Source organism: Geopsychrobacter electrodiphilus DSM 16401 (assembly GCF_000384395.1).
Lineage (GTDB): Bacteria > Desulfobacterota > Desulfuromonadia > Desulfuromonadales > Geopsychrobacteraceae > Geopsychrobacter > Geopsychrobacter electrodiphilus.
This window is the reverse complement of record NZ_ARWE01000001.1, coordinates 3,336,666-3,348,687: the sequence shown is the minus strand read 5'-3', so window position 1 is coordinate 3,348,687 and position 12,022 is coordinate 3,336,666. Positions and strand designations below refer to the sequence as shown.

Annotated in this window: 13 protein-coding genes; 6 read left to right on the top strand and 7 right to left on the bottom strand. The window is 56.8% G+C overall.

From position 1 onward, the window contains the following. Window positions 1–16: 16 nt before the first annotated feature. The gene (locus tag D888_RS0115850; RefSeq protein ID WP_020677552.1) at window positions 17–637 is read right to left on the bottom strand and encodes a YigZ family protein; all 621 of its coding nucleotides are present in this window, start codon (window positions 635–637) and stop codon (window positions 17–19) included. Between the two features lie 344 nt (window positions 638–981). Here D888_RS0115850 and D888_RS0115845 point away from each other — a divergent pair, with 344 nt between their 5' ends. The 3 genes from D888_RS0115845 to D888_RS21990 all read left to right on the top strand — a co-directional run bounded on the left by D888_RS0115845 (window position 982) and on the right by D888_RS21990 (window position 3,977). After that, window positions 982–1,701 carry an RluA family pseudouridine synthase gene (locus D888_RS0115845; RefSeq protein ID WP_020677551.1) on the top strand — a complete coding sequence of 240 codons (720 nt, stop codon included), beginning with the start codon at window positions 982–984 and terminating at the stop codon, window positions 1,699–1,701. 6 nt (window positions 1,702–1,707) lie between these two features. After that, on the top strand, window positions 1,708–2,211 hold the full coding sequence (locus tag D888_RS0115840; RefSeq protein ID WP_020677550.1) for a YgjP-like metallopeptidase domain-containing protein: 504 nt from the start codon (window positions 1,708–1,710) through the stop codon (window positions 2,209–2,211). A gap of 236 nt (window positions 2,212–2,447) precedes the next feature. Further along, window positions 2,448–3,977: a DEAD/DEAH box helicase gene (locus D888_RS21990; protein WP_020677549.1), complete on the top strand. Its 1,530-nt coding sequence runs from the start codon at window positions 2,448–2,450 to the stop codon at window positions 3,975–3,977. A 33-nt stretch (window positions 3,978–4,010) separates the two neighbouring features. Here the strand turns inward: D888_RS21990 and D888_RS0115830 are convergent, their stop codons facing one another. Both D888_RS0115830 and D888_RS23335 read right to left on the bottom strand, forming a co-directional pair. Continuing rightward, the gene (locus D888_RS0115830; RefSeq protein ID WP_020677548.1) at window positions 4,011–4,604 is read right to left on the bottom strand and encodes an SAM-dependent methyltransferase; all 594 of its coding nucleotides are present in this window, start codon (window positions 4,602–4,604) and stop codon (window positions 4,011–4,013) included. Then, on the bottom strand, window positions 4,594–6,762 hold the full coding sequence (locus tag D888_RS23335; protein ID WP_020677547.1) for an ATP-binding protein: 2,169 nt from the start codon (window positions 6,760–6,762) through the stop codon (window positions 4,594–4,596). The genes D888_RS0115830 and D888_RS23335 overlap by 11 nt, the downstream gene beginning before the upstream one ends. Window positions 6,763–7,055: 293 nt before the next feature. Here D888_RS23335 and D888_RS24200 point away from each other — a divergent pair, with 293 nt between their 5' ends. The 3 genes from D888_RS24200 (at window position 7,056) to D888_RS0115810 (ending at window position 8,544) form a co-directional block, all read left to right on the top strand. Then, complete coding sequence (locus tag D888_RS24200) at window positions 7,056–7,232, top strand: hypothetical protein (RefSeq protein ID WP_020677546.1); 177 nt, start codon at window positions 7,056–7,058, stop codon at window positions 7,230–7,232. A 63-nt stretch (window positions 7,233–7,295) separates the two neighbouring features. Continuing rightward, complete coding sequence (locus D888_RS0115815) at window positions 7,296–8,285, top strand: beta-ketoacyl-ACP synthase III (protein ID WP_020677545.1); 990 nt, start codon at window positions 7,296–7,298, stop codon at window positions 8,283–8,285. 10 nt (window positions 8,286–8,295) lie between these two features. Beyond that, window positions 8,296–8,544: a hypothetical protein gene (locus D888_RS0115810; protein WP_020677544.1), complete on the top strand. Its 249-nt coding sequence runs from the start codon at window positions 8,296–8,298 to the stop codon at window positions 8,542–8,544. 37 nt (window positions 8,545–8,581) lie between these two features. On the opposite strand, the gene D888_RS0115805 is transcribed toward D888_RS0115810, so the two are convergent. The 4 genes from D888_RS0115805 to D888_RS0115790 form a co-directional block, all read right to left on the bottom strand. Further along, window positions 8,582–9,460, bottom strand: a complete 879-nt coding sequence (locus D888_RS0115805) for a DNA ligase (protein WP_020677543.1) — start codon at window positions 9,458–9,460, stop codon at window positions 8,582–8,584. A 28-nt stretch (window positions 9,461–9,488) separates the two neighbouring features. Beyond that, window positions 9,489–10,352, bottom strand: coding sequence for a YitT family protein (locus D888_RS0115800; RefSeq protein ID WP_020677542.1), 864 nt, complete (start codon window positions 10,350–10,352; stop codon window positions 9,489–9,491). 23 nt (window positions 10,353–10,375) lie between these two features. Then, window positions 10,376–10,747, bottom strand: coding sequence for a YajD family HNH nuclease (locus D888_RS0115795; RefSeq protein WP_020677541.1), 372 nt, complete (start codon window positions 10,745–10,747; stop codon window positions 10,376–10,378). A 148-nt stretch (window positions 10,748–10,895) separates the two neighbouring features. Beyond that, window positions 10,896–11,843 (bottom strand): rhomboid family intramembrane serine protease, encoded by a 948-nt coding sequence (locus tag D888_RS0115790; RefSeq protein ID WP_020677540.1) that lies wholly within the window; start codon window positions 11,841–11,843, stop codon window positions 10,896–10,898. Window positions 11,844–12,022: the final 179 nt, after the last annotated feature.

Here is a 12,022-nt window from a genome sequence, read left to right as displayed (position 1 = left end):
TGGGGAAAAGCGTTTCTCATAAAACCCTCAGGCTGCCTTGCCCGGCGGTCAAATCTTCAAATATCTGGCGAAATTCTTCTGCCCGTTCCCGGGGAAGCCTCAACCGAAAACTGACCTTCTCCGCATAGTCTGTGGCGAGCGGCTCCGCTTCGAACTCCATCAGGCGCCGCTCCAGGGGTGTCACCAGCGCGTAGTCGAAGGTCACCCGCAGCTCGCACCAGTCGACCCGTTCAGCACGCGGCAGTTGATCGAGGGCGGTCTGCACCGCTAAAGTATAGGCCTTGACCATCCCGCCTTTGCCGAGTTTGATCCCGCCGAAATAGCGTGTCACCACCACCGCGATATCACCCAGTCCGCTGTGCTGCAGGCAGGTCAGCAGCGGGCGTCCCGCGACCCCGTGGGGTTCGCCGTCGTCGCTCAGGCCGATGCGGTCGCTGCTGCCGGGAGGGCCGACCAGATAAGCCCAGCAATTGTGGCTGGCGTCGGGAAACTCGGCTTTGAGCTCGGCAACAAAAGCCTGCGCATCTTCAGCAGAACATACCTCTTGCAGCGTGGCGATAAAGCGGCTGCGTTCGACTTCAATCTCGCAGCGTGAGCGTTGCGCCGCGATCGGGTAGCGGGGAGCCGGGGATGACATTGGAGCTTCTCCTTTTAAGATCAGGGGCCAAGAATTGCAGGATTGTCGTTAAAAAACAACCAGTTTTGACAATTGCGCTAGTACTCTATACATTCTAAGCAATTGTAGGATTGCGCAGGTATTTTCCGTGTCAACAAGGCGTGTTTTTCGTTGCATAGCATAGCTATACAGCGGAAAGCACAACGCAGTTGGCGCGGAAAAGAACAAGTAAGATGCGAAGGTTTAGGGTGTATAGAGTACCAGGCACTTTGCCACTAACCTGTTAATTTCAAATATCCGCTTTTACACTTATTCTTCCAGCGGGCAGTACAGTGGTTATGAGGTCAAGAGTGGCGGATAATAAAATGGATCATCAGCATCACGGCAAACGTCCGCCGCAAAAACGTGGTCCACGAGGCCTTATCCTCCTGCATGAGGATAAGGATCTTCTGGTGATTGATAAGCCGGCCGGTCTGCTGACCGTGGGCACCGACCGCGACAAGACCCGCACCGCGCACTATCTGCTCAACGACTATGTGCGCAAGGGGAATCCCAAGTCGCGCAACCGGGTCTATGTCGTCCATCGTCTCGATCAGGATACATCAGGCCTGCTGCTGTTCGCCAAGAGCGAGCAGGCCAAGAAGTTTCTGCAGGATAACTGGGAACAGACCGACAAGCATTACCTGGCCATCGTTCAGGGGCGGCTGAGTGAAAAAGAGGGGCTGATCTCCAGCTATCTGGTCGAAAATGCCGCTCAGCGGGTGTATTCAATCTCGGATGCGGCGCAGGGGAAACTCGGCAGGACCGCCTTCAAGGTGGTGCAGGAGGGGCCGGGATTCAGTCTGCTTGATGTCCATCTGTTGACCGGGCGCAAACATCAGATCCGGGTCCACTTTGCTGAAAACGGGCATCCGGTGCTGGGCGACAAGAAATATGGCCGCGATGATCACCCTGCCAAACGGTTGGCCTTGCACGCCCGCTCAATCGCGTTTATTCACCCCTTCCATGGGCGTAAGATGTTCTTCGATACCGGAATGCCGGACGATTTTATCCGGCTGTTCGGGGTCAAAAACGGAAAAGAGTAGCACGGGATGAAAGAGTTAACCTATCTGGCCGGTTACCCGGAGCAGGTCTGTCTGCAGATCCGGCAACTGCTCCATGAAGGGCGGCTGGGGGAAGTGCTGCTCAAGCGCCATCCGGCAGCGCATGAGATCAAGACCGACCGGGCGCTCTACGATTACACGCTGGATATTAAAAATCAGTTCCTGCGCAAGGCCGCCCCGCTCTCCAAGGTGGTCTTTGACACCAGGATCAACCTGACCCATCAGGCACTCGGGCTGCATAGTTTTGTCTCGCGCGTGCAGGGTGGCAAGCTCAAGGCGAAGAGCGAAATCCGCATCGGTGCAGTGTTTAAGATCGCGCCATTGGCGTTTTTACGCATGATCGTGGTCCACGAACTGGCGCACTTAAAAGAGAAGGAGCACAACAAGGCCTTTTATAATCTGTGTTTCCACATGGAACCCGCCTATCCCCAATTAGAGTTCGATGTCCGACTCTATCTGACCCATCTCGAACTCTGTGGTCCCCTCTACTAAAAAACCTTCGATTTTTCGGCGGCTTGACAGCTGTGGGCTAATCCGAGTATCTTCCGACGTTTGTTGATCACAGGATGCATAAATTACGTTTTTTAACGAGGACATCTGGTCTGCGGCTCTTGCCTGCGTCCAACGTTGTCACTTAACTTTCCGCTGGCAAGAGCCGCAGCTCAGATGTTGTGGGTGGGCCAGGTCGTGGAAAACCCGACAGCTCCTCCTTTTAAGGATTTGAACTCATGTCTTTTGATTCTCTTGGCCTCTGTGCCGAACTGTTGAAGGCGATTGCCGATCAGGGATACACCACTCCGACCCCGATCCAGACCCAGGCGATCCCGGTGGTTTTTGAGGGGGTAGACCTGCTGGCCGGGGCGCAGACCGGCACCGGAAAAACCGCGGCCTTTGCTCTGCCGATTGTGCAGCGCTTAAGCGAAACCATTCCCGAAGGGAAACGTCGGCGGCCGCGGGCGCTGGTGCTGGTGCCGACGCGGGAGCTGGCGGCTCAGGTCAGTGACCAGATGCAGATGTACGGCCGTCGGCTGTCATTGCGCTCGACCATGATCTACGGCGGGATCAACATTCAGGCGCAGATTGAGCGGTTGCATCGCGGCGTAGATATCGTGGTGGCGACCCCGGGACGCCTGCTCGATCACGCCGAACGCGCGACGATTAATCTCTCAAAAGTTGAATTTCTGGTGCTGGATGAGGCCGACCGTATGCTCGATCTGGGCTTCATCGACGACATCCTCAAGGTCGCCGAGTACCTGCCGACGAAACGTCAGACCCTGCTCTTTTCGGCGACCTACGCGCCGAATATCAAGCAGCTGGCCGACGAACTGCTCAACCAGCCGCGGCGGATCGAAGTGGCGCGCAGTAACCTGGCTGCTGACGCCGTGACCCAGATTGTCTACCCGGTTGAGCGCCGCAAAAAGCGAGAAGTGCTGGCCGATCTGATCCAGCAGGGGAACTGGGACCAGGTGCTGGTTTTTTGCCGCACGCGTTATGGCGCGGACAAGCTGACCGAAGAGTTGTTGTACGATGGCATTAACGCCTCGGCCATCCACAGTAACAAGAGTCAGTCGATCCGCACCCGCACTCTGGCCCAATTTAAACAGGGAGAGCTGCGGGTCCTGGTCGCGACCGACGTCGCCGCGCGCGGCCTCGATATCGCCAATCTGCCGCAGGTGGTCAATTACGAATTGCCGCAGGTGCCGGAAGACTATGTCCATCGCATCGGCCGCACCGGGCGTGCCGGCGAGAAGGGGGTTGCGGTCTCGCTGGTCTGTCAGGAAGAGTTGCCGCGTCTGCAGGCGATTGAAAAACTGCTGAGATACGCGATCCCCAAAGAGACCCTGAGCGCATTTCCCAAGGTCAAGCTCGATCCCTCTATCAGATCCAAACCTGCTCAAACGGCGAAACCGGCGGTCAAAACCGAACGGGGCACGAACCGGCCAGCGAAAAGCTCTGCTTCAGGCGGAAGAACTTCCGCAAAGGCTTCGAAATCGACGGGTAAGGTTGAGCGAAGCTCGGGACGCGCAGTGGGCCGCACACTAACGCCTGCCGTTAAGCCAGAGCGTGCGACGACTAAATCAGGGCAAGCGCCGGCCAAGAGAGCTAAGCCCGGCAGCGGAGAAATAAAAACCGCTAAAGGCCCGGCTAAGGTGCAGAAATCGACAAAGAGTCGGACGGTCGGGCAGAAAAAAAAACCGGGAGCCGGGACCGCCGGTAAGCCGGCAGTCAAAACCGGCCGCCGCGGGAGCAGATCCTAGGAGCCGGGCCTCTCCGGGCAGGCTCCCAGGTCGTTAAGCGCCTGGTTTACGTGCGATGAGTTGGACGACAGCTCCGCGGCCGGTGTGGAGCGAGCCCTCGATCACGTCGCGTTCGGTCTCCAGCGCATGTTCCAGGTCGAGGTCGGCCAGGTCTTGCCGCAGCTCAGTCAGGGTTAGCATCAACTCTTTGACCGGTGGGCCGCCCGTGCCGAACGCAAGCTGGGCCGGGGTATAGGCCTCAAGAATAAACAGGCCTCCCGGTGTTAAGCCCTTAGAGATATTTTTATGAAGTGTTGTTCTGATTACCTTGGGCAAGTGGCAGAAAATTGAAACAATCGTGTCCCAACCCTCTTCCTCAATTTTGTACACTGACAGATCGGCGACCTCGGTTCTGATCTGAACCCCGCGTTCGATCGCCAGGCGTTGGGCCTTTTTCAGCCCGACCGCTGACGCGTCGACTGCTGTCACCGTATGGCCCTGTTCGGCCAGAAACACCGCGTTACGTCCTTCCCCCTCGGCGAGGCAGAGGACTCTGCCCGGAGTCAGTTGGCTGCCGGCTTCACGCAGGAATGCGTTCGGCTCGGTGCCGTAGACAAATTCTTCAGCCTGATAACGTTCATCCCACATCTTCAAATCTCCCTGGTGTTCTGTGCAAAACCTGGCACACAACGTCGGTCAGTGTCCTGAGTTCGTAAGGCTTCGCCACCACGCCCTTGAAACCGTAGTCTGCATAATTCGCCATCACCGGATCATCGGCATAACCACTCGACACAATGGCGCTCGCTTGCGGGTGAAGTGTCAGAATCTCCTTGATGACCTCCAATCCCCCCATTCCGCCGGGGATAGTCAAGTCCAGAATGACCAGATCAAATGGTCTCCCGGCCTCCAACGCCTGACCATATAAAGCGAGGGCCAATTTGGCATCGGGCGCAGTTTCGACCGCAAAGCCGGCTTCTTCCAACAGGTCCTGTGTGATGTCACGGATCGCTTCTTCATCATCCATGACCAGAATCCTGGAAATTTGCTGTGGGGGGGTGGTGTTTATGGGCACTGTTTTCTGTGGCAGCTCCTGACTCTTGGCGGCGGGCAGATAGAGAATAAAAGTGGTTCCCTGGCCGAGTTGAGAAACGACGCTGATATGCCCGAGATGTTTTCTGATGATTGAATAGACGGTGGCGAGGCCCAGTCCTCTGCCGGATGGTTTGGTGGTGAAGTAGGGGGAGAAGACCTGCTCAAGATGCTCCTGCTGGATGCCGCTGCCATTATCCGTCAGCGTGATCCGGACATATTTCCCCCCGCTGAGGTCTGGCAGACAGTTGCCCGGGAGTTCCGTGTTTTCCAGGGTAATCCGCAACAATCCACCCTCGGGCATGGCCTGTTTGGCATTGATAGTCAGGTTGCCGAAAACCTGCTGCATCTGCCCCTGATCGACATCAACCAGCCACAGGTGATCGGGTTGGGAGATCTGCGGGATGACCTTACTGCCGGACAGACTGAACTGCACAACGTCTTCAATCAGACTGTCCAGGGCCAGAATCTCTTTAACCGGGACTCCACCCTTGGCAAAGGTCAGCAGCTGATTGGTCAGGGAGGTGGCACGTCCCAGCGATTTTTCGGCCGCATTGAGGTAGCGGAGACCGGGATGTTCGGGCAGGGTCCTGGTCAGCTTGTTTTTAGCGAGGGAGATATTGCCATAGAGGCCGGCCAGAATATTGTTGAAATCGTGGGCGAGGCCGCCTGCCAGCAGGCCGATCGATTCAATTTTCTGGGACTGCTGGAGCTGGTCTTCGAGTCTGGCACGCTCTTCAGCAGCGTGGGTGCGTTCGGTAATATCGCGACTGATGCCGGCCAAGCCGTAGAGGGTGCCATCCAGGCCACGAAATTGGACCCTGAGAGTGCTCATCAGGTGCAGCTGACCATCTGGAAATTTTATCCAATCATCTGCGCTGAATGGCTCACTGCAGGTATAGACCTGCTGGTCCTGTCGATTGATCCTTGCCGCCGTTTGTGGATCGAAAAGTTCCAGCGCGGTCTTGCCGATAATATCCTGCTCAGAGAGCCCGGATCGTTGGTCAAAGGCCTGATTACACCCCAGATATTGACCTTTGGTGTTTTTGAAAAATATGGCGTCCGGGATTGAATCGATCAGGCCGCGCAACAGTCCGCGTTCACGGTCAAGTAGATGACGATGCTCGGTCAGTGCCTTCTCCGCCGTTCTACGCTCGTTCTGACGGCGAAGGACCAATCCCAGCAACATGGTCCCGATCGGAAAGATCAGCAGTCCCGGAGGGGTTATGGCTGCCAGAACTTTGAAACGCACCATGGCGGGCAACAGCAACATGCAGGTCAGAGTAGCTACCTGAACCAGCATGCCGAAGAGATAGAGGTTCCACCAGCTCAATTTCCCGTTGTGGGCAAGTTCCAACTGGCGCCAGGCGAGGCCGATGGCGGCAGAGGACACAATCACCAGTGAACCGACGTAGACCCCCGCTCCGCCTTGAAACGCACGCAGGGCCAGGGTCATCGCCACCGCAATCAGGGTGGGACGTAAACCGAAAAACAGTGCACACAGGCTGAGTAACACCGAGCGGGTATCGAAAAAGATCCCCGGTGCCAGTGACCAGGGGGTCAGCATCACCCCGATGCCGACCAGACCGATGAGCAGCCCCGATAGAATATCGCGCACGATGGAGCGCCGGAGGTTATGTATGCCCAGGGCATCGTAAATAACACCCATGGCCAGCAGGAGGATCGCGTTGTTAAACAGACCGGTGAAACTGCTCATCCATGGTCCTTTCTTTAGGCCTTAGTCTGAGAAATATTTCGAAATGTAGCGCAACCTCTTTGAGAGGTCAAAGGTTGTCATAATCAAGCTGGAAATGCGGGAGAGACTGGCTCTTGCCGATCGCTGGAGACATAGCAGATTCAGCGCTCGGGGGTGATTTAGTCAGGACGTTATATATGGATAGAGGCGAAACAAATTTTTTTCTAGCCAGTTTTGCCGGTTTCGGCTCTATAATCTGCACGTTTCTGATCAGGCTTCTTGTTCCGGGATTAAAAATCTATGGATAAAAAACCTTGCGGATCAATCTGTTGATCGCACTCGGCTTCGGGCTGGCGACCTTCCTGCTCTGGGGCGCTGCCCTGCTGGTCCAGTCGCTTCCCTACCTGGCCGCATTAGGGATGGGGCTGATCAGCGCCTTCCCGGCCAGCAGGTTCAAACTTCAGACTCTGAAAAGTCAGACAGACTCCTAGCCCTCACAGAGGCAGTATGTTATTTTGTGCGACTATGGTTACTTACCGAAGTCAGGAAATTTAATGTCAAAAAAACCGCAGGTCATGATACTGGGCACCGGTCGCGCTGTACCGGAAAAGATTCTCACCAATGCCGATCTGGAACAGATCGTTGACACCTCCGATGAATGGATCGTCGCGCGGACGGGCATCAGGCAGCGGCATGTCGCCGAGCCGGGGAGCGCACTTTCGGATCTGGTGACCGAAGCCGCGCGCAATGCCCTGCAGAACGCCGGCGTAACAGCCGACGAGGTCGATCTGATCATCCTCGGGACCGTGAGCGGGGATATGCAGTTTCCCGCGACGGCTTGTATTGTTCAGGAGAAACTGGGGGCGAAAAATGCCGTGGCTTTTGATCTTTCGGCCGCCTGTTCCGGGTTTCTCTATGGTTTGCAAGTGGCCGAGGGGATGATGGTCGCGTCCGGTTACCGGCGGGTGCTGGTGATCGGTGGTGAGGTGCTCACCTCCATGGTCAACTGGCAGGATCGCGATACCTGCGTGCTGTTCGGGGATGGGGCCGGAGCTGTGCTCCTCGGGCCTTCTACTGACGGGCGAGGACTTTTGCAGACCTTTCTGGGCAGTAACGGTGCCCATAGCAATCTGCTCTATAATGCCGGTGGTGGTTGTCTCAATCCGCCCAGCGCCGCGAATCTCGCTGCGCAAGTGTACGCTATCCGCATGGAAGGCAAAGAGGTCTTCCGTCATGCGGTGTCATCCATGGTCGGCGCCTTGACCAAGGTGCTCGAGCGGGCGGGGCTTACGGAGAAGGATCTCGATCTGTTGATCCCGCACCAGGCCAATCTGCGCATTATTGAGGCTGTAACCAAGCGCTTCAAGGTTCCGATGGAGAAGGTCTACGTCAACGTCGATCGCTACGGCAATACCTCCTCCGCTTCGATCCCCATCGCCCTTGACGAGCTCCGCCGTGACGCCGGACTCAAGGACGGTGCACTGGTCGGAATGGTCACCTTCGGCGCCGGGTTCACCTGGGCGGCAGCGCTGTTGCGGGTATAAAGGGGACTTCATGGATCTGGATAAGCTGGTAAATCGTCTGTTCGGTCTATATCACCAGTACCCGGTCGTGCTGGCGGTGGTCGCGCTTATTCTGCTTTTTATCGCCTGGAAAAACCCGAAATCCAGCTTCAAATTTGTGCTGTTGCTGCTCTTTTTGGCGGCCTTTTTCTACGCCGTCAGTCTTTTTCGCGAAACTCTGTCCGTCGGCACCCAAAATACCCACCAGATGATCAATAACTCGAAGGTGCCGGACGAATAGTCCGACTCCGCCGGGTGCGCGTTACGCCGGGGTCGGCCTAAAGGTTCTGATCGCTGCGGATACGCAGAAACGACGGGAACTTCGGCAACCCTGACTGGAACCTGCCGTAATATTTATAGGTGATCAGCGTGCCGGGCGCCGGTGGCGATTCGCGTTCTGCGTCGCTGAAGCCGCTGCCGATTTTGAACCTGGTGCCATCGTCCAATTCAACCAGTAAAGCCCCCATTCGACCCTGATTTCTCCCTTTGCCGGGGAGCTGCGCAATAACCCTGGCCTCAGCATCCTGATAACTTTTGACCTTGAGAATTTCGGCGCTGCGTCCCGGGGTGTAGAGCGCGTGCGGCTGACGCACGATCAGGCCTTCGCCGCCAAGCCGCTCGATGCGGTCCAGTTCGTGACGCAGGTGATCGCGATCGCGCACCAGAATCTGGGGGATGAGAAAGGCATGGCTGGAGGGATGCTGGTCGAACCAGTCTTTGGCCTTGCGCATCCGGGTGGTGAAATCATTAGTTGTTTCGGGCAGGTCGAAGATCGCGAACTTGAGCTTGAGCCAGTCAGCACAGGGCTTCTCGCGGCGGACGATGCCGACGGTCTGTTCGAAGCTGCCGCGTCCGCCCCAGAGTTCACCTTCCAGCGGGAAGGGGGGTAGCCCCTGAATAAACGCCGCCGGGGGATGAAAAAGGTTGCCCTGCTTCGAGCGCAGCTGATGTCCGTCCCAGCTGGCGCGGACCCCGTCGAGTTTTTCACTCATCAGCCATCCGCTGACCTCGACCCGCTCCTGATAGACCTGCGGCAACATCAGGTCGGTCGCCGCCGCGCTGGCCGCAGATAGCAGTCCGCCACCCAGACAGAGCGCCAGCAAGATGAGTGGTGTGCGCGCCAGTGTTGTTCGCTTCTGATGGATCGATGTTCGCATATTTTCCCCCTCCGATTGTTTAAACCTGTCAATAAATTTTACGTCGCGAAAAGGTCGAACCGAGCACGTTGAAGGTGTTCTCCACGATAAACAGGGCATGCTCATCGGTGGTGAAGACAATCTCTTCCAGGCGCTTCAGCTGGATGTTGTTGGTGACGATCATCAACACGGTTTTTGCCTTTCTGCGGTAGGACCCGATCGCCGGTAGCATGGTGGTGCCGATCTTCAGGTGAGTCATGACCTGGTCGGCAATTTCATCGGGTTTTTCCGAAACAATAAAGGTCATTTTCCGTTGATTGAAGAGGGACAGCACATAGTCGATGGAGAGGGAGCAGATAAAGACCGCGATCATCGAGGCGATGACCAGATCATTGTCCAAACTCGCAAAACTCAAGGTAAAGAGAATCAGGTTGAAGGAGAAGTAGACCTTGCCGAGCCCGATGTTGAACTTTTGATTGAGGATCACCGCAGCGACATCGAGGCCGCCGTTGGAACCGAGTGAACGCAAGACCATGCCGGCCCCGACGCCGAGCAGAGCGCCGAAGACCAGTGCCGCATAAAGTTGATTGCTGATTTCAATCTGGAAATTGACCAGCTGATAAAACAGGGCGATCTCCCCCATGGCCAGTGCGCTATACCAGAGGAAGCGCCGCGAAATAAAGATGTAACCCAGGATGAACATCGGCACGTTGAGGAGAATGTAGAGCAGACCGGGGTCCAGAAAGTCGGTCTTGTAGTAGATCAGCGAAGCGATGCCGAACAGCCCGCCCGGAACAAAATTGTGTGGAATGGCCACCGATTTCAGGGCAACCGCCTGAATCAGGGTGCCGATGGTGATCAGGCTGCAGTTCCAAAAAATCGAATAGAGGAATTTTCTCTTTTTACCGGTCATGCTTTTATCCAATTTGAAGAAATTTATTTTGGTTGTTTGAGCTTCTCAGCGAGGGCGGCAAAGGGGGAATGCGCCAGACTCGGCCTGGTTTGGCGCTCACTTGGGCCATCCGGCTCCTGATCCTCCTGCAGACCACGGGTATGCTCAAAATCGTGGCAGTAAAGACAGAGCAGTTCCCAGTTCCGGCCATCGGCGGGATTATTGTCATGGTTATGGTCTTTGTGATGCACCGTCAGCTCGCGCAATTTCTTCCCTTCGAACTCGCGGGAACAGCGGCCGCAGACGTGAGGAAAGAGCTTCAAAGCCTGCTCCCGGTAACCCGACAGCCGCTGTTGTTCATCTTTGCGCATCTCTGCCACAAGTTGATCTGGATGTTTTGTTGAGGGGGGATTCATCGACAGCCTCCGGGGTTGAGAATCAGAGCTAAGGCGCAGGAAAATTAACCGAGCCGAAAACCTTGCAGGTTGAGATGTTAACACAGATAAAATCGGAGTTGGGTTCTTTCAAATCGGCCGGGGGGTTTTGTTCTGTCCTTGACGCGGATCAGGCGCTCAGCGCCGCCCACCAGGCCAGGAATACCAGCGCAGCACTGCCGAGGGCGAGCAGGCGATTGAGTCCGCTGCCGGGCCGGCCGAAACAACTCTGCAGGTATTCGGTTACAAGTCCCAGCACGATCCCGCAGCCAAAACCGAACAGATGCGCCCCCAGATCGGTGTGTTCGCCGGAACTGCCGAGCATGGCCAGCAGCGCCAGGGCCGCAGCGAGGGGAAGCGGCCAGCGTTTGCGCAGACTGCGCCGGTAGCGTACCAGACTGATTGCGGCCAAAATCCCGATCGCACCAAAGACCGCGGTTGAGGCCCCGATAGACTGATGCTCGGGGTGTTGCAGCCAGGCGTTGAGCGCGTTTCCGAGCAGGCCGCTCGCCAGCAGCAGACTCCAGCCGAGACCCGCACCCAGATCGCGGCAGAGCCGACTGATGAAGAACCCGCCAATGACCAGGTTGCCGAGCAGGTGCAGCCAGTCGGCGTGCAGGGTCAGCGCCGTGATCAGGCGCCACCACTCCCCCTGCAGAATCTTGCGCGCATCGGCGTTGCCGAGGTCGTTCCAATTAACCGGGTGATGTCCCAACAGGTTGATGTCGATCTGAGTCAGGTTATAGAAGGTCGCCACGGCGAGCAGCACGCACAGGGTTGAGAGCAGGTTGTCCTGTTGCGGGGTTGCGGCGGGCAGCGGCGGCGGCCAGTTGTGGTTCAACTCTTCGTAGCGGCGCAGTTCGTTGCACGCCCGGCTCAAGAGGGCGGGTGGCACCCTGAGGTACCAGCCTTCGACCAGCGCTTCGTTGTGAAACGGAATACCTCTGGCTTCAAGCACCAGCCCCCATCGGCGCAGCAGCTTCCTCGAGAGCGGGCGGGCAACCCCTTCGGGGAGCAGGTCAGGTGGAATGGCGAGCCATTCCGGTTCAGCGGGTTGCAGTTCAGGGGTATTGTCCATGTGCGACAGAATGACAGATCGGTTTTACCGCGTCACCTGGAAATCGGCTTGCTGGCGCTTCAGGTTTGTAAATCGCTTTTGCGTTATGATGTGGAAGTTCGTCTCCCTTCTGGACAAGAGGGCCAGACAGCAGAGAGAGGCAGGGCTCTTCGGCGGGTTATTCGTTTCGGAATAAATCA

Bases quoted from the DNA above. Each gene is read 5' to 3' on its own strand.
- D888_RS0115850 (WP_020677552.1), bottom strand. From the start codon at position 637: ATGTCATCCCCGGCTCCCCGCTACCCGATCGCGGCGCAACGCTCACGC.
- D888_RS0115845 (WP_020677551.1), top strand. From the start codon at position 982: ATGGATCATCAGCATCACGGCAAACGTCCGCCGCAAAAACGTGGTCCA.
- D888_RS0115840 (WP_020677550.1), top strand. From the start codon at position 1,708: ATGAAAGAGTTAACCTATCTGGCCGGTTACCCGGAGCAGGTCTGTCTG.
- D888_RS21990 (WP_020677549.1), top strand. From the start codon at position 2,448: ATGTCTTTTGATTCTCTTGGCCTCTGTGCCGAACTGTTGAAGGCGATT.
- D888_RS0115830 (WP_020677548.1), bottom strand. From the start codon at position 4,604: ATGTGGGATGAACGTTATCAGGCTGAAGAATTTGTCTACGGCACCGAG.
- D888_RS23335 (WP_020677547.1), bottom strand. From the start codon at position 6,762: ATGAGCAGTTTCACCGGTCTGTTTAACAACGCGATCCTCCTGCTGGCC.
- D888_RS0115815 (WP_020677545.1), top strand. From the start codon at position 7,296: ATGTCAAAAAAACCGCAGGTCATGATACTGGGCACCGGTCGCGCTGTA.
- D888_RS0115810 (WP_020677544.1), top strand. From the start codon at position 8,296: ATGGATCTGGATAAGCTGGTAAATCGTCTGTTCGGTCTATATCACCAG.
- D888_RS0115805 (WP_020677543.1), bottom strand. From the start codon at position 9,460: ATGCGAACATCGATCCATCAGAAGCGAACAACACTGGCGCGCACACCA.
- D888_RS0115800 (WP_020677542.1), bottom strand. From the start codon at position 10,352: ATGACCGGTAAAAAGAGAAAATTCCTCTATTCGATTTTTTGGAACTGC.
- D888_RS0115795 (WP_020677541.1), bottom strand. From the start codon at position 10,747: ATGAATCCCCCCTCAACAAAACATCCAGATCAACTTGTGGCAGAGATG.
- D888_RS0115790 (WP_020677540.1), bottom strand. From the start codon at position 11,843: ATGGACAATACCCCTGAACTGCAACCCGCTGAACCGGAATGGCTCGCC.